At 69.1% G+C, this 15,002-nt stretch carries 19 protein-coding genes; 5 read left to right on the forward strand and 14 right to left on the reverse strand.

Annotated elements, in window-relative coordinates:
• Window positions 1-32 precede the first annotated feature (32 nt).
• Entirely contained in the window at window positions 33-239 is a 207-nt protein-coding gene (locus PSC72_RS16245; protein WP_274322469.1) for a hypothetical protein, read from the forward strand.
• An 11-nt stretch (window positions 240-250) separates the two neighbouring features.
• Here the strand turns inward: PSC72_RS16245 and PSC72_RS16250 are convergent, their stop codons facing one another.
• The 5 genes from PSC72_RS16250 to PSC72_RS16270 all read right to left on the reverse strand — a co-directional run bounded on the left by PSC72_RS16250 (window position 251) and on the right by PSC72_RS16270 (window position 4,013).
• Window positions 251-400, reverse strand: coding sequence for a hypothetical protein (locus PSC72_RS16250; RefSeq protein ID WP_274322470.1), 150 nt, complete (start codon window positions 398-400; stop codon window positions 251-253).
• 82 nt (window positions 401-482) lie between these two features.
• Window positions 483-2,339 (reverse strand): UvrD-helicase domain-containing protein, encoded by a 1,857-nt coding sequence (locus PSC72_RS16255; protein WP_274322471.1) that lies wholly within the window; start codon window positions 2,337-2,339, stop codon window positions 483-485.
• A gap of 108 nt (window positions 2,340-2,447) precedes the next feature.
• Window positions 2,448-2,747: a DUF7521 family protein gene (locus tag PSC72_RS16260; protein WP_274322472.1), complete on the reverse strand. Its 300-nt coding sequence runs from the start codon at window positions 2,745-2,747 to the stop codon at window positions 2,448-2,450.
• Window positions 2,748-2,849: 102 nt separating this feature from the next.
• A complete protein-coding gene (locus tag PSC72_RS16265; protein ID WP_274322473.1) occupies window positions 2,850-3,200 on the reverse strand; it encodes a winged helix-turn-helix domain-containing protein in 351 nt (116 codons plus the stop codon).
• 636 nt (window positions 3,201-3,836) lie between these two features.
• Window positions 3,837-4,013 carry an HVO_0416 family zinc finger protein gene (locus PSC72_RS16270; RefSeq protein ID WP_274322474.1) on the reverse strand — a complete coding sequence of 59 codons (177 nt, stop codon included), beginning with the start codon at window positions 4,011-4,013 and terminating at the stop codon, window positions 3,837-3,839.
• Window positions 4,014-4,171: 158 nt separating this feature from the next.
• Here PSC72_RS16270 and PSC72_RS16275 point away from each other — a divergent pair, with 158 nt between their 5' ends.
• Window positions 4,172-5,500 carry an outer membrane protein assembly factor BamB family protein gene (locus PSC72_RS16275; RefSeq protein WP_274322475.1) on the forward strand — a complete coding sequence of 443 codons (1,329 nt, stop codon included), beginning with the start codon at window positions 4,172-4,174 and terminating at the stop codon, window positions 5,498-5,500.
• Between the two features lie 42 nt (window positions 5,501-5,542).
• Here PSC72_RS16275 and crcB read toward each other — a convergent pair whose 3' ends face one another.
• Window positions 5,543-5,899 carry a fluoride efflux transporter CrcB gene (crcB, locus tag PSC72_RS16280; protein WP_274322476.1) on the reverse strand — a complete coding sequence of 119 codons (357 nt, stop codon included), beginning with the start codon at window positions 5,897-5,899 and terminating at the stop codon, window positions 5,543-5,545.
• Window positions 5,887-6,279, reverse strand: coding sequence for a fluoride efflux transporter FluC (locus PSC72_RS16285; protein ID WP_274322477.1), 393 nt, complete (start codon window positions 6,277-6,279; stop codon window positions 5,887-5,889). Before PSC72_RS16285 ends, crcB begins: the two co-directional genes overlap by 13 nt.
• Before the next feature lie 156 nt (window positions 6,280-6,435).
• Between PSC72_RS16285 and PSC72_RS16290 the strand changes: the two genes are divergently transcribed.
• Window positions 6,436-6,885, forward strand: a complete 450-nt coding sequence (locus PSC72_RS16290; RefSeq protein WP_274322478.1) for a DUF7382 domain-containing protein — start codon at window positions 6,436-6,438, stop codon at window positions 6,883-6,885.
• 21 nt (window positions 6,886-6,906) lie between these two features.
• Here the strand turns inward: PSC72_RS16290 and PSC72_RS16295 are convergent, their stop codons facing one another.
• The 3 genes from PSC72_RS16295 to PSC72_RS16305 form a co-directional block, all read right to left on the reverse strand.
• A complete protein-coding gene (locus PSC72_RS16295; RefSeq protein ID WP_274322479.1) occupies window positions 6,907-7,653 on the reverse strand; it encodes a protein-L-isoaspartate O-methyltransferase family protein in 747 nt (248 codons plus the stop codon).
• An 84-nt stretch (window positions 7,654-7,737) separates the two neighbouring features.
• Entirely contained in the window at window positions 7,738-8,358 is a 621-nt protein-coding gene (locus tag PSC72_RS16300) for a protein-L-isoaspartate(D-aspartate) O-methyltransferase (protein ID WP_274322480.1), read from the reverse strand.
• Between the two features lies 1 nt (window position 8,359).
• Window positions 8,360-9,013, reverse strand: a complete 654-nt coding sequence (locus PSC72_RS16305) for an HVO_0476 family zinc finger protein (RefSeq protein ID WP_274322481.1) — start codon at window positions 9,011-9,013, stop codon at window positions 8,360-8,362.
• 172 nt (window positions 9,014-9,185) lie between these two features.
• Here PSC72_RS16305 and PSC72_RS16310 point away from each other — a divergent pair, with 172 nt between their 5' ends.
• Entirely contained in the window at window positions 9,186-10,187 is a 1,002-nt protein-coding gene (locus tag PSC72_RS16310) for a CPBP family intramembrane glutamic endopeptidase (RefSeq protein ID WP_274322482.1), read from the forward strand.
• A gap of 50 nt (window positions 10,188-10,237) precedes the next feature.
• Here the strand turns inward: PSC72_RS16310 and PSC72_RS16315 are convergent, their stop codons facing one another.
• Window positions 10,238-11,203: an aminopeptidase gene (locus tag PSC72_RS16315; protein ID WP_274322483.1), complete on the reverse strand. Its 966-nt coding sequence runs from the start codon at window positions 11,201-11,203 to the stop codon at window positions 10,238-10,240.
• Between the two features lie 363 nt (window positions 11,204-11,566).
• Between PSC72_RS16315 and PSC72_RS16320 the strand changes: the two genes are divergently transcribed.
• Window positions 11,567-13,186 carry an FG-GAP repeat protein gene (locus tag PSC72_RS16320; protein WP_274322484.1) on the forward strand — a complete coding sequence of 540 codons (1,620 nt, stop codon included), beginning with the start codon at window positions 11,567-11,569 and terminating at the stop codon, window positions 13,184-13,186.
• 1 nt (window position 13,187) lies between these two features.
• Here the strand turns inward: PSC72_RS16320 and PSC72_RS16325 are convergent, their stop codons facing one another.
• From PSC72_RS16325 to PSC72_RS16335, 3 genes are all read right to left on the reverse strand, one after another.
• On the reverse strand, window positions 13,188-13,574 hold the full coding sequence (locus PSC72_RS16325) for a methylglyoxal synthase (protein WP_274322485.1): 387 nt from the start codon (window positions 13,572-13,574) through the stop codon (window positions 13,188-13,190).
• A gap of 72 nt (window positions 13,575-13,646) precedes the next feature.
• On the reverse strand, window positions 13,647-13,934 hold the full coding sequence (locus tag PSC72_RS16330) for a HalOD1 output domain-containing protein (protein WP_274322486.1): 288 nt from the start codon (window positions 13,932-13,934) through the stop codon (window positions 13,647-13,649).
• A 370-nt stretch (window positions 13,935-14,304) separates the two neighbouring features.
• Window positions 14,305-14,781, reverse strand: a complete 477-nt coding sequence (locus tag PSC72_RS16335) for a deoxyuridine 5'-triphosphate nucleotidohydrolase (RefSeq protein ID WP_274322487.1) — start codon at window positions 14,779-14,781, stop codon at window positions 14,305-14,307.
• Between the last annotated feature and the right edge of the window lie 221 nt (window positions 14,782-15,002).

Raw genomic sequence — 15,002 nt, forward strand, 5'->3', positions numbered from 1 at the left:
AGACACTTGTCAGTTCGCGGGACAATGACCGTATGCGCGACGACGCGCTCTTGGTGCGACTGAACGCGATACTCGCCCTCTCGGTGCTGGCGGTGAGCCTCCTGCTCGGACTCGTGCTCGGGGAGACCCGACAGACAGAACTGTTCGTCGCGATCGGGTCGCTCCTCGTGTTCGCCGCGCTCGCCGTCGTGGCCGCGATGGGGCGGTCGAACCGGACCGAGCCACCGGACGGTCAGTGAGGGCGCCGCCGTCACGCCACCAGCGGTTCGAGTTCGTCCTCGTAACACGACCGGCAGACGTACCGGTCGAAGGTGCCCGCGTCACTCTGGGTGTTGACGATCAGGTGGACGGTCTCGCCGAAGGGGACCGTCTCGCCGCAGACACCACACTCCTCGGGCACTGTCGCTCTCTGTGTGAGTTGATCACGTGTCGCAAAGAAGGTGAGGGTCGATCGAGGCGACGACCGTCGGCCAACCGCTCGTTCAGTCCGCGGCGACGGCGTCGTCGACTTCCTGGGCGTCGGCGATCACGTCGTCGATGGAGTCGCCCGTCGGCTCGTTGTTGAGGAGCACGTCGATGGGCAGGGTCGGGGCGCCGTCGACGAGGTTCTCCATGATGATCAGGCGCTCGCGGGCGCGGGACATTCCGACGTAGAACACGCGGCGCTCGTTGTCGGTGAGGGTGGGGACCGGCGAGGTGTGCTTGGTGAACTCCTCGTCACCGGGCACCTCGCGGTCGGACTGGTCGACCGTCGCGGCCATCTGCTCGACGACCTTCTCGGTGAGGTCGGTCGCGACGAAGACGTGGTCGGCTTCACGGCCCTTCGCGCTGTGGATGGTGCCAACGCGGACGCGGTCGGTCTGCATGCCCGCGTACTCGCCGCCGAAGTACGCCTCGACGCTGCGCTCCTGGAAGCTCGTCACCTTCCGGAGCATGTCCGCGGCCGCCCGCGGTTCGGGGACGAAGGGGGCGAAGTCGCGGATCGTGTCGGGCTCGACCGACAGCTCTTCCAGGTCCTCGACGTCGGCGGCCTCTTCCATCTCGTCGAGCTCGTCGAACAGCTCGTCGCGCTCGCTCGTCCCGAACGCGGAGTCGGCGAGCATGTCGGCCAGCCGGCGGGCCTCCAGGCCGGTCACCGGTTCGTCCTCGTCGAGGGATTCGATCGCGCTGACGTACTGGCTGAGCCGGTCGGTCCACATCCGCTGGTCGGTCAGGCAGGTGAAGGGGATGCCCTCGTCGATGAACTCGTCGATGAACTGGAACATCTGGTAGCGGGCGCGGAAGAGGATCATCGCGGTGCCCTCCTCGTCCTGTTCGATCGTCCGGCGGACGTTGCGGACGAGGTCGATCATCGAGGGGTTCTTGACGCCCTCGACGCGGCCGCCCTCCTTGCGCGGGTTGAGGTCTTTCTCCTGGCGCTTCTCGATGTGGCTGACCTCCCGGTTGACCACGTTGAGGATCCGGGAGGGAAGGCGGTAGGAGTTGGGCAGGATGTTGTCGTCGGTGACCTGCTCCTCCAGCAGGAGGTCGGGGTCGGCGCCCTGCCAGGCGTAGACGACCTGGTCGTCGTCGCCGGCGATGAGGACCGTCTCCATGTGGGGGCGCCACTCCTGGTAGACGTCGTACTGGAGGGTGGTGATGTCCTGGAACTCGTCGATGACGAGGTAGTCGACGCTGGGGAGCAGCGAGCGCTGGGCGACGCGTTCGAGCATGTCGGCGAAGCCGACGACGTCGTTCTCGCCCTTGTACTCGCGCCAGGCGCGGATCGTCTCGGGGACGCTGATGCGGTCGTCGTCGGAGGGCCAGGTCGGCGTGTACTTGTTGCCGGTCTGGGCGTTCTCGTCGATGTCGGGCGGGAGACGAACGACCTCGTCGTCCCACTTGAACGGGACGTCGTACCAGTCGGCCACGTCGCGGCGGGTCCGCTGGAGCCACTGGCTGGTCGCGATGATCTTGTTGCCGATGGTCGTCGACCGGGCGGACCGGCGCCGCGACCCCTCGTACTCGTCCTCGTACTCGATGCCGAACTCGTCGCAGAACTCTTCCTTGTCGGACTCGCCGACGACGTCGCCGCGCGAGAGGTTGAGCAGTTCGTAGGCCTTCGCGTGCATCGTGCAGACGTTGCCCTTGAGCGCCCGCGGCGACTCCCCCAGTCGCTCGGCGAGGCGCTCGCGGATCTCGGCGGCCGCCGCGCGCGTGTACGAGACCACCAGCACGTCGCGGAACTCCACGTCGTCGTTCTCTTCGAGCAGGGTCTCGACCCTGTCGAGCAGTGCCGTCGTCTTCCCGCTCCCGGGACCACCAAACAGGCGCGTCACCTGGGTGGACGCTTCAGTCATTGGCCCACGAAAGGGGCTACACACGCATAAACGACGTGGGTTGGCGGCGACGAGGGGTCGCGGGCCACTCGGACGCCGACCGCTCGCGCCAGCACCGCGAGCGCCCGTTCAGTCGCGGTACAGCGAGACGTACAGCATCGCGAACCCGATGATAAAGGGGACGGACTCGGTCATCCGGAAGAACAGCCGGACGGCCTCGGTAGCCTCGCGGGCGCCGACCTGCGCGATCACCGTGCTCGCGACGCCCATGCTGATGAACGCGAACCCCATGAACGCGTACTGCAGCCGCTCGGTCGGCCGCTGTCGATACGCCTGAAAGCTGATGATAGTGATCCCGAGCGAGAGCCCGAACACCGCCATCCGCATCAGCGCCAGTATCCCCCGCATCACCGCGACGACTTCTACCATTGTTCGCGTCGTCTGTCCGACAGCACGGTCTCCCATATAGTTTCGCCGGTCCGCCGACGCCCTCTCGCGGTTCGGGCGGTCCGAGCGGAGGCTCGCTGCCGGTCACTCCGGGTTGAGGTCGTCCCAGAGCTGGCTGAACCGGTCGGGGAGGTTCTCCTCGCGGTAGATGCGGACCTTGTACTCGTCGTCCTCGAGGGAGATGACCGTCGATTCGAAGTTGGACTCGTACACCTTGTAGTGGTTACCGTCGTCGGCGACGAGCGTCTGGTCTTTGACCAGGTCGTACTGACTGAGCATCTCGATGCGGCGGTACACTGTCGGCAGCGACAGGTCGCACTCCTCGCTCAGGTCCTTCGCCGACTGGGGCTCGCGGCTGATCGCGGCGAGCACCCGGCGGGCGTGTTCGTCGCCGATGGTGTCGAGTATCTCCTCGATAGCCCGTTCTTCGTCCACTACCGGTGTGATCTCTCGACCTCTTACATATGCCTTTCGAGCGTCGGCTCTTTCAGCCTCAGAAAACGCGCCTGCCCCATTATGTGAATGCCCCCTGTAGCATCGAGTGCGGACCAAGTGCGGGCCCGACGAACCCCGAATCGCACCGTGCGCATCCGTGTGTGCCAGTGGTGGGGTGTGGGTTCACCCGGTCCGCGGCGGGAGCACGAGACAGCGCCGTCACGGCGCCCGGTGCTCCCTCGCGGACCGGCCGGGGTCACCGGGCTCGCACGCGGTCCTCGCCGGCACGAGCGCGTTGCCGGAGGTCGTTCCCGGCGTTTCCCCCCCCCCAACGCGTCATCCCCCCGACGCGGCCCGGGAACGAACGGGTCCCCCGACCCGCCGGTTATCCCCCTTACCGGCCTCCGTTGCCCGCTTTCCGGTGGACTTCCCCCCTATTCCCCCCAAACGTTCCCCCCCTTTCCTTTCAGCGCGTCGGACGCCGAGACCGCTCACTCGAGAGCGTCGCCGCTCCGAGCGGTGATCCGCCGCACGCCGCCGACGGAACCGGTCCGCACCCACGAGCGCGGCCGCCGCTCTCCGGTCGGTCGCTCACCGCACTCGCCGCCGAAAAAATCAGTGGTCGGTGGTCGCGCGTTACGCCGGGGACCAGCCGCATACCGAGCACTCTGTCGCGGCCGAGTCGTGGAGTCCCCCGCAGTCGGGACACTGCTTTTTGTTATAGTTCTCTTCCCAGCCCGTCGACTCGACGTCGTGCCCACGATCGGTCAGAAACTCGTCGAACATGTCGTCGGTGCTCGGTGCGGACGCCATACGTGCTACGATATACCATACCAGCATATAGGTCTATTGGTATGCGAAACCTTTGCACAGTATTCGAGGTCGACCGGGACGCCGAACCAGCCCAGACGGCGCGTGAGCGGTTCGAACAAACCCCAGAGCATATCAACCAGTTCACCGATACGTCGGCTATGGCACGGAAGCGGGTGAGTCGTCGCACGTACCTGGCAACGGTGCTGGGCGCGTCGACCGTCGGACTGAGCGGATGCGGGTCAGACGACGGTGGGACGGCGACGACAGGGGACGAGCGAGCGGGGACAGGCACGAGGACCGATCGGCCGACGGACACTGCGACGCCGACGGACGCGCCGACGGCGACGCGCACACCGACGGACACGCCGACAGAGACGCCGACGGACACGCCGACGGCGACCGAGACGGCGACGCCCACGCCGGACGCGTCGTCGTTCGCGTCGTGGCCGGCGTTCATGGGCAACAACGAACACTGGGGACACCACCCGGACGCGAGCGGGCCCCACGACGGTGCCTCGGTGGACTGGAAGCGGTCGTTCGACCAGGACCAGATCAACGCCACGGCGGTGCTGGCTGACGGGACACTGTACGTCGGCGCGGGCGGCGCGGGCGACTCGAGCGGTTCCTTCCACGCGCTCGACCCGATCACCGGGGAGACGAAGTGGTCGAAAGACACCGCGGCGCCGGTCACCAGCGCCGCCGCGGTGAGCGGAGGGCTCGTCTACGTCGGCACGTCCCACGGGATGCTCTACGCGCTCCAGCCCGCCGACGGCTCGAAGTTCTGGGAGTGGGACCTCACCTCGACTGAAGCGTTCACCGCCCCGGTCGTCGCCGAGCGGGACGTCTACATCGGCTCGACCGGCAGTCGCGTCTACAACTTCGACGCCCTCGACAGCACTCAGAAGTGGAACCAGGACACCTACGGCGCGATCACGGCCTCGCCGGTCTTCGCCGACGAGATGATCTACGCGCCGAGCGCCGACCACAGCCTCTACGCGATCACGCCCGGCGGCGACGTGGAGTGGAAGAAGAAGCTCGACGGGAGCGTCAACGGCGTCTCCTACCGCGACCGCCGCCTCTACGTCGCCACCGAGGGGGGAACGCTCTCGCAGATCAACACCCGCGGCAGCGTCGACTGGGAACGGCCGCTCGGTGCCGGGATCGCCGCCACCCCCGCGGTCACCGGAGACCGGGTGTTCGTCGGGACGCGCGACAGCACGCTCTACGCCGTCGACGCGAGCGACGGCGTGGAGCACTGGCGGTTCACCGATCCGACCGACGGCGTGACCGCGCCGCCCGCCGTCGCAGACGGCACCGTCTACGTCGGCAGCCGCGACGGCACCGTCTACGCCGTCGACACCGAGAACGGCGACGAGGAGTGGTCGTTCGAGACGGGCAACAACATTGACCAGGCCGCCCCCATCGTCGCCGGCGGCCGCGTCTACATCGGCAGTCAGGACGGCACCTTCTACGCGCTCAGCGAGTGAGGGCCGGCGCGACCGGGACCCTCCGGCGATCCGTTCGCACACTCACCACACCGCAGTCGCGAGCGCCGACCCGAGCCACACCGCGGCGAGCGCGCCGACCAGGTTGACGAGCGCGTTCGCCGCGGCGCGGTACCGTTCGCCTCTCTCGCAGAGCTGCACCGTCTCGAACGCGAACGTCGAGAACGTCGTGAACGCGCCGCAGAAGCCGGTACCGACGGCGAGCGCGAGGGAGTCACTGGCCGGCGCCGCGAGCACCGCGCCGAGCGCGAAGCTCCCCAGCAGGTTCACCGCCAGCGTGTCGCCCGTCCGCGCGTCGATGCGCTCGCCGAGCAGGTGTCGGGCCAGTGCGCCGGCGACGCCGCCGACGCCGACGAGGACGAGCGGGTTCACGACAGCCACCTCGCGACCCGGCGGCCACAGAGCACGCCCGCGAACCCCAGCCCGTAGTTCGCCGCGACGTTCGCCGCCGCGAGCACCGGTGCCTGTCCGCCCGCCAGCCCCGCCGTCTCCGCTGCGAACGTGCTGTAAGTCGTGAACGACGACAGAAATCCCGTCCCGACGATCAGTCGGGTCTCCCCGCTCAACGCGCCGGCGAAGCGCTGCTCGTACAGCACGACCCCGAGCGCGAAGCTCCCCAGGACGTTGGCCGCGAGCGTCCCCCACGGGACGGCGCCGGGCAGCGCGAGCGCGACCAGATGGCGAGCGACCGCGCCCGCGAACCCGCCGACGCCGACGAGTGCGAGCGGCTGCAGGCGCGCTGAGACGTGGGTGGCAGACATCTATCGCTCCGAGGGACTCTCCGGGGATACTCGTGTGTTTCCGTTCGGCCACGACACTGCCGGCCGGACCCGATCGCCAAACCAGCAAATTACCGAGCGATCGCCGGTAAACCCTCGCACGAGCCTTTATCAGAGAGACCCGGACCAGGGCCGCCCATGGAGCTACGAACGCTCACGGGAGACGAACGCGCAATCGAGGGACTACCGATCAGGCTCGTCATCGCGCTGGTCGTCGGCGTCGCCAGCCTGAGCGTGATGATGAACACGCTCGGAGGGATCCAGACCCTCGGCGTGACCGAACTCGACGTGCGGCCGACGCCGGAGGTCATCGACGACAGCACGACCGACCTCTCGGTCGAGGTGGTCGGCCCGCAGGGCGACCGCATCGCCAACGCCACCGTCGTCGCGTCGGGCGGTACCGCGACCCTCGACTCGGTGACCACCGCGCGGACGAACGCGAACGGGACGGCGGCGCTGTCGCTATCGCCCTCGCTGGGGCCGAATCAACCGGAGGGGACGATACAGTTCAGCGTGAAACCGCCCGCGGGCGGGCAGTACGCCGACGACCGCGGGAACACGGAGGTGCTCGTCGTGAGCGAGAAGTGACCGGTTCGCCGCGCCCGCCGCTCAGCGGCCGGATCCGTCGTCCCAGTCGATCCAGCCCTGTTCCCAGCCGGTGCGGCCTTCGGCGTTGCGCCGGGCGAACTCGCGGTCCTCGCGGCGAGTTCGGTTGCGCTCGACCGTGTCGGCCTGCTCGCCCTCGACGAGCATCGGCTGGAAGGCCACGCCGCCGAGCCGCTCGGTTATCTCCCCGTCTTCGACGACGACGAGGTGCTGGTCGCCCGCGCCGTGGGGCATGACCAGCCGACCGTCGTCGGCCAGCTGGTCGACCAGGGCCGACGGCGGGCTGACGGCCGCGGCTTCGAGCAGGATACGGTCGTAGGGGGCGTACTCGGCGAGCCCCTCGGCGCCGTTCCGCCGGTCGACGAGGACGCCGTCGTAGCCCGCCTCGGCGAGGTTCCCGCGCGCCTCGACGACGAGGCGGCGAGCGATGTCGATCGCGTGGACGTTGTGCTCACCGGCGAGTTCCGCGACGACGGCCGCGGTGTAGCCGACGCCGGCGCCGACGACGAGGACGGAGTCGCCCTCGTACACGTCGAGCGCCTCGACGAGCCGAGCGACGGTGCTCGGCGCGAGGACGCGCGTGCCGAGGCGTTCGAACGGCCGGTCGGCGTAGGCGCCGCGGTCCTCGCCGACGAACGCCTCGCGCGGGACCTCCCGCATCGCGACGGACAGCCGGTCGCTCCGGAGACAGCCCTTGCTCTCGTGTTCCAGGCTGTCGACCATGTCGTCGCGCAACACCGCTGGGTCCATGGGTTTCCGTCCGCCCTCGACGGTAATGAATGGCGCGACTTGTGGGGGTCACCCCCGACCCGTCGGGGAGTCAGAAGCGGTCGCTCACTGCAACTCGACGAAGCGGACGGCGCCGTGCTCCTCGCGGTCGAGGGAGCCGTCGGCGCGCCGGCGGGCGCGGACGAGCGTCTGGCGGCCCCGGCCGACCGGGGCGAGCACGTAGCCGCTGGGGCGGACCTGCTCGACCACGGAATCCGGGATCGACGGCGCGGCGCAGGTCAGGTACGCCCGGTCGTAGGGAGCGTGGCCGGGCCACCCTCCCTTGCCGTCGCCGGCGCGGACCGACACGCCCTCGTATCCGAGTCGCTCCAGGCGTTCGCGGGCCTGGTCGGCGAGTCGGTCGTGGTACTCGACGGAGTAGACGTGTTCGGGGCCGACGAGTTCGGCGGTGACGGCGGCGTGGTAGCCGCAGCCGGTGCCGATCTCCAGCACCTCGTCGCCGGGGCGCAGGTCGAGCAGGTCGGCCATGATCGCGACCATGTGCGGGGCGCTGATGGTCTGGCCCTCACCGATAGGGAGAGGTCTGTCGCGGTAGGCACCCTCGCGCTGGCCCTCGGGGACGAACTCGTGGCGAGGAACGGACTCCATCGCGTCGAGGACGCGCTCGTCGTCGACGCGGCCGGCGAGGCGCTCGACTAACCGCTGGCGGGCGGCCTCGGAGCCCATGTTACCACGCGGACCAGGCCGATGAAGACTCGTCGCGCGCGTACAACCGGTTGATGTCCTTTGCGAACGCGGTATCGCCGTCGAAGTCCAGCTTCTCCTGGTGGTAGCCGTGGGCGTCGTCGCGGATGTGGATCCCCTCGACGGTGAACTCCTCGCCGCCGAGTTCGTCCTCCTCGCCGACGGTGAACTCGTAGTCGCCGGGCACCTGCACGGTCATCGAGCGCGTCTCGTCGTGGCGGCCGTCGCTCGGGTGCAGCGTCAGGTTGACGCCGACGTTGCCGACCGCGCGGGTCCAGATGGTCCGGACCTCCTCGGCGTCGGCCTCCTCGACGCGCTCGTCGCCGTCGAGTTCGAGGCTGGTGATCCGGACGGTCATGATCGCCTCCTCGGTGTCGAGGAGGAACTCCTCGCCGACGGCGAGTCGTTCGCCTTCGGGCACGTCCGCCGTGGCGGTGAACGACTCCCCGCCCTGAGAGACGACGACTTCGCGCTCGAACTCGGTCGTCGATTCCAGCTGGTCCTTGTGGGTGTGGCCGCACTCCGTACAGCGGATCGTGGCGTGGCCGCCGCCCGTCGTGAGCACCTCGTGGACCGTCTCGAGGTCCGGCGAACACGAGGGGCAGGCGACGGCGACCCGCTCCGTGGTCTCTGTCATGTCCGTACGTTGCCGGCGAGCGCGTAAAAGTCCGCTGAGTCGCCCCGGTTCGGCGACGCTCGCCCCGCGTCCGGGCGAAGACGCGCCGTCGCCGTGAGATTTCCCCGGGGTCACGCGGTCGTGGCCGACCAGTGGCGAATATTCACGTGGGTGGGCGGAGAACGTCGGACCGATGGGACCTGCTCCCGGTCGGCCGGCCGACTCCCCGTTCGAGTCTGCCGACGGCGAGGACGGGCTCGAACGGCGCCGGATCGCGGTCTTTCTCGGGGTCGCGTTCGGCGTCTCGTGGGCGACGGCCGCGGTCATCTACGCGCTGGGGGGCATCGGCGCCGGGCCGACGCTGGGCATGGGGATCCCGCTGTGGCTCCTCCTGCTCGCCGGGCCGTACATGTGGGGACCGGCGATCGGCCACGTCGCCGCCCGCTGGCTCACCGACGAGGGGTTCGACCGGGAGTCGATGCTCCTGCGCGTCCGGACCCGCCCGCTCCCGTGGGTGGTGGGTTGGCTCGGCCCGCTCGTCCTCATCCTGGCCGGTGCCGGGCTGTACTTCCTCGTCTTCCCCGGCCGCTTCGGCGGGCTGGACGCCGTCGCGGACCTGCTGGCGACCATCGAGGCCGAGACCGGCCGGGAGATCCCGCTCTCGCCGACGGCGTTTCTCGGCGTCCAGCTCGTCCAGGCGGTCGTCGCCGCGCCGCTGCTCAACAGCCTCGCGACCTTCGGCGAGGAGTTCGGCTGGCGGGCGTACCTCCTGCCGAAACTCGCCCCGCTGGGCTGGACGCGGGCGCTGCTCGCCCACGGCGTCGTCTGGGGCATGTGGCACTGGCCGGTGATCGCGATGGGGTACAACTACGGGCTGGACTACGCGGGCGCGCCGTGGCTCGGCATGCTCGCGATGGTCGTCGCGACCGTCGGGCTCGGGGTGTTCCTCGGCTGGGTCACCCTGCGGAGCGGGAGCGTCTTCCCCGCCGTCGTCGGCCACGCGATGATAAACGGGAGCGCGGGCATGGCGACGCTGTTCGCGACCGCCGTCCCGAACCAGGTGTTAGGCCCGACGCCCGTCGGACTGATCGGCGTCGTCCCCTGGTTCGTCGTCGCCGCCGCTCTCTTCGCCCGGCCGGAGTGGCTGCTGCCCGACGGGGCCGAAAGCACGGACCGGAGCGCAGAACGAGTCTGAGCGGTCAGTTCGCGCTCGGCAGGTCGACTTCTTCGCCGTCTCACGGATCGCTACGCTTCCCGTTCGACTGACGGGAGATCTACGATCTCCCCGTCGGCGTACACCGTCGGCCCGGTGATGATCCCGTCGAGGTGGATCGGCGCGTGGGTGTCGCCGCCGATGCCGTGGTCGTCGCCGATGGCGATGTGGACGGTGCCCGCGGCTTTCTCGTCCAGCAGGACCGATCCCACGAGGTCCTCGACGGCGAGGTTGGTCCCGATGCCGAGTTCCGCGAGGTTGTAGGCGTCGTCGCCGACCTCCTCGGCGGCCTCCTCGACGTCGGCGCGGACGGCGTCGTCGGAGATGTCGGTCACGTAGCCGTCTTCGACCTCGAATTCGAGGGTCTGGCCGTCTTCGAGTTTGCCGTGGGGCATCATCGTCCCGTCGACGACGAACCGGCCGTTCGCGTCCTCGGGGCTGTGGAAGATCTCGCCGGCCGGCAGGTTCGACATCTGACCGGGCTCGTGGACGATGCCGGTGTCGAGTTCCCACTCGCGGTCGCCGGGTTCGAACGTGATGTCGGTGCCCAGTTCGGTCGTCACGCGGATCTCCTCGGCGTCTTCGACCTGTTCGAGGAGGCGCTCGGACTCGGCGGCGATGGACTCGTAGTCGGCGTCGAGCCCCATGAGGAAGACGCCGTCGGTGATGCCGGGGAGCGTCGCGACGCGGGCGCCCGCCTCGTTGGCGTCGGTGCGGGCCTGCGTGTGAGTGAGGCTCTTGGTCGTCGGGGCGAGCACCACGTCGGCGCCGGCCATCGCGGCGGCGACTGGCTCGGGCGGTTCCTCGCCGTGCTGGTCGCCGGGCGGGTAGCGGACGATTACCGCGTCGTCGGTGATCTCGCTGGCGACGGCGTACAGCGCCTCGCCGATGGCCTGCCGCTCGTCGTCGGTGACGACCGCACAGGACTCGTCGGCGCGCAGGTCCATGCACTGCCGGACCGCGGTCTCGGCCGGCGCGCGTAGCGATGAATCGCTCATGTCAGAACCCGAGGCGCGGCCGCCGGTTATGTGTTATCCTCGGGCGGCCGTGGGCCGTTTCCCCGGCGAACCGCCGACCGGCGATAACTACAATCGCTCTTTGAGTCTCGACAAGGAGTATAAGAGAGCCGGGTGTATCCCCGAGTGCCTTCCGAACCTACCCCTGTCCGCTGGCGGGTCGGCCCTCCACCCACTCCGTCCCCGCCCCATCTCCGCCTCCGGTCGTCGTCCGTTTCTCCGCCTCTCGGCGCTGACACCGGGCCGAGCCGTCACTGCTCCACTGTCACGCCGCTGTCGGAGGCGCGACTCCCGCCCGGGCCGTCTGTCCAGAAAGTATTTGTCCGGTTTGTAACAGTATCCGGTATGCCCTCTCGCAGATCCGTCCTCGCCGCTCTGCTAGCCGGGACCGGAAGCGCGCTCGCCGGGTGTTCGTTCGCGTCGAGCGACGGCGAATCGCCCACGCCGGACGGAGAGACGCCCGCAGATGCGCCCCTCACGCCGACGGCGACGCTCATCCCCGCTGCAACGCCCACTTCGACAGCGCCCCTCACGCCGACGGGAACGCTCACCTCCGCTGCAACGCCCACTTCGACAGCGACGCTCACGCCGACGGGAACGCCGCCGAACACGGCGTCGCCGAAGCCGACGGCGACACTCTCGCCCGTTCCGACGACCGCGGGGTCCTCGCAGACGCAGACGGCGTCGACCTGGGATACGCCGACGGCGGCGGACGGCACACAGATCGCCCGGTTCTCCGGCGAGAATTCTCAGAAGTACGACGAGTTCGGTCAGTCGGTCGCGGCAGATGGAGACACGCTCTTGGTCGCCGCGCCCGGGGACAGTCACCAGGATCTGGAGGGCGCTTCCGGGTCAGTGTACGTCTTCGACCGCGTCGACGGCGAATGGACCCAGCGGGCGAAACTCGTCCCGGAGCCCGGGGCGCTCCCGTTCGACTACAGGTTTGGCACCGCTCTGTCTGTCTCGGGCGACCGCGCGGTGGTCGGTGCGCTACAGCACGTGGGCCCCCATCGAGTCCCGGATGGTGGGGCGTTCGTGTACGAACGGGCGGGCGGCGAGTGGCACCGGGCGGCAGTGCTGCAGTCCGGCGCGGACAAGGAGTACGACGGATTCGGTCGGTCGGTCGAACTGGGCGGCGATCGGATCCTCGTCGGCGCGCCCTACGGTGACCGCGCGGACGGGACAGACACTGGTGTCGCGTACGTGTACGCGCCTGCAGACGGTCGATCGGCGACCGACACCGCCGATCGGTCGGAGCGCGGTCGCTCGACGCCCGATCGCGAGCCGGCGTCCGGTGAGTGGACCCAACGGGCGACGCTCGCTCCCCCCGACGGAGGTGACTACGATCGGTTCGGTTACTCGGTCGCGCTGGACGGCGACACTGCTCTGGTCGGCGCCCCCGACTTCGAGGCGCCCGACGGGGACACCATCGGGAAGGCCTATCTGTTCGAGCGCGCCGACGGCGAGTGGAACCATCGGACGACGCTGACGCCGACGGCCGACCACGACGACCAGGACTACTTCGGGAGCTCGGTCGTGCTGGACGGCGACACCGCCCTCGTCGCGTCCTGGGGCGACGACGACCCCAACGGCTTCTACGCGGGGTCGGCCTACGCGTTCGAGCGGATCGACGGCAGGTGGATCATGGACACGAAACTGGTCGCCGCCGACGGGAGCCGCGAGGACGTGTTCGGGAGTTCGATCGCGCTGGACGGCGACACCGCCTTGGTCGGCGCCGAGCACGACGACGAGCCCAACGGCGACAACGCGGGATCGGCGTACCTGTTCGGATTCGAAGGCGGCGAGTGGGACCAGCAGACGAAACTCCTCCCCGACCACGGAGATTCCCCGGACCTGTTCGGTTCGTCGGCGGCGGTCGCGAACGGACGAGGCTTCGTCGGCGCCATCTACAAGGGGAGCAATGGGACGGACAAGACGGGCGCCGTGTACGTATTCTCGACGTAGCTCACTCCATCCGGTCCGCGTCGGCGGCGAGTCCGTCGAGGACGTACTCGGCGCTGGTTCGCGTCGTCGCCAGCGGCGTGTCGTGGACGTCGCAGATCCGGAGGAGCGCGCTGATGTCGGGTTCGTGCGGCTGGGCGGTCAGCGGGTCCCGCAGGAAGATGATCCCGTCGAGGCGGTCCTCGGCGACTTCGGCGGCGATCTGCGCGTCGCCGCCGATCGGACCCGACTCCTTCAGTTCGACGTCCAGATCGGTCTCTTCGGCGACCCGCTTGCCGGTCGTGCCCGTCCCGACGAGGTCGAAGGTCGCGAGCAGCGACTCGTAGCTCTCCGCGAGGTCTATCATCTCGGGCTTCTCGTCGTCGTGGGCGATGAGCGCCAGGCGCGTCATACGAACGGATCGGCCCCCGGGCTGTTAGACCTGTCCCGCGACGCCCGTTCGGACGCGCCCCGAGCGACCCCCTCACTCGCTGGGGTCGACCGAGACGTGGCCGCCGCCGTCGATGGTGACGTCGTGTCCCTCGACGGTGAACGTCAGCGAATCGTCGTCGTCCTCGCCGTCGAGGAGCGTCTCGACCCGGTCGATGTCGACGTACGCGTCGGCGTCGTCGACGTCGTCGGCCGCCAGGTCGGTCGCATCGGCGACCGCAGCGCCGACGGCCTCGGTTATCGGCCGGGGACTCACCCACCCGTCGCTCTCCGCCTCGCCCTCCCCGGGGGCGAGCACGTACAGTTCTCCGTTGGCTGGCATACTCTCTACGTCACCGGAACGGTATATAGAACCGTGAGTGCGGTTTCACGCTCTGAAAGAACTACCCGGTCCCGTCCGTCGATTCGCTCGCTCGCGCGCGCTCCAGCGACGGCGTTTTTGCGGCGCCGCTCGCGGACACGCCCGGTCGAGCCCGTCGAACGGACCCGCGTCTCGGCGGCGCGAGTCAGAGAAATCGGGGAGACCCCCGATACACCGGTGTTGGAGGCGTCGTCCGGTGTTGGATGTCAGAGGCACGGTCCGGTCGATCTCCCCCCCAACACCAGGTGTACCTTTCACTACTGTCTCGATTAATCTTACGGCTTGGTCTAACAGGGTCGGCGGCGCTGGGCGGCCCCGGCCGCGGCGGCGGTCACTCGATCCCCTCGCGCTGGTAGGATCCGTCGTAGGTGTCGGCGTGCTCGGCCTCGGCGAGGACGAGTTGCGCGATCCGCGCGCCCCGTTCGAGTTCGACGGGATGGTACACTTCCAGCAGCCCCTCGCCGCGCCCCTCGTAGCCGGCGTCCCAGACGGCCGTATCGAGCATGCAGGAGTTGCGAAGCAGCGACGACCGCGGGTAGAGGAAGCCGACGTGGCCCTCCGGGATCCGGACGGTGTCGGCGTACTCGACGACGTACCCGCCCGGATCGAGGCGGTAGACGTCCCCGTCTCCGTCGCTCTCCGGGTCGCGTTCACGGCGCTCGCCGACGGTCTTGCCGTCCGTGCCGATGCGACCGGGCTCGACCTGCTCGTACACCGCACCGAGTCGCAGGTCGACGCCGTTTGGCTGGATCTGGTCGTCGTTCACGTCACCGAGGACGTCCGCGACGAACCGCCCGCTCTCGAACATACCGACGGTGGATCCCTCGCCGGCATAGCCGTTTCGCTCTCGCAACTCCGAGACCGCACCGGTTCGTGCCTCTGCAGGCCCTCGACGCCGACCGTCGCCCCGGTTCTGTGGATCGTCGAACTGCAAGACGGCGTTCGTCGAAGCCGAACGCGATCTGCCCCTTCCAGAATTGTCTCGGATGTGTCACGAACGGAATCGCAAGACGGCGGCGGGGTGGTAAC

This window comes from Halosimplex aquaticum (assembly GCF_028747785.1).
Taxonomy (GTDB): Archaea; Halobacteriota; Halobacteria; order Halobacteriales; family Haloarculaceae; genus Halosimplex; species Halosimplex aquaticum.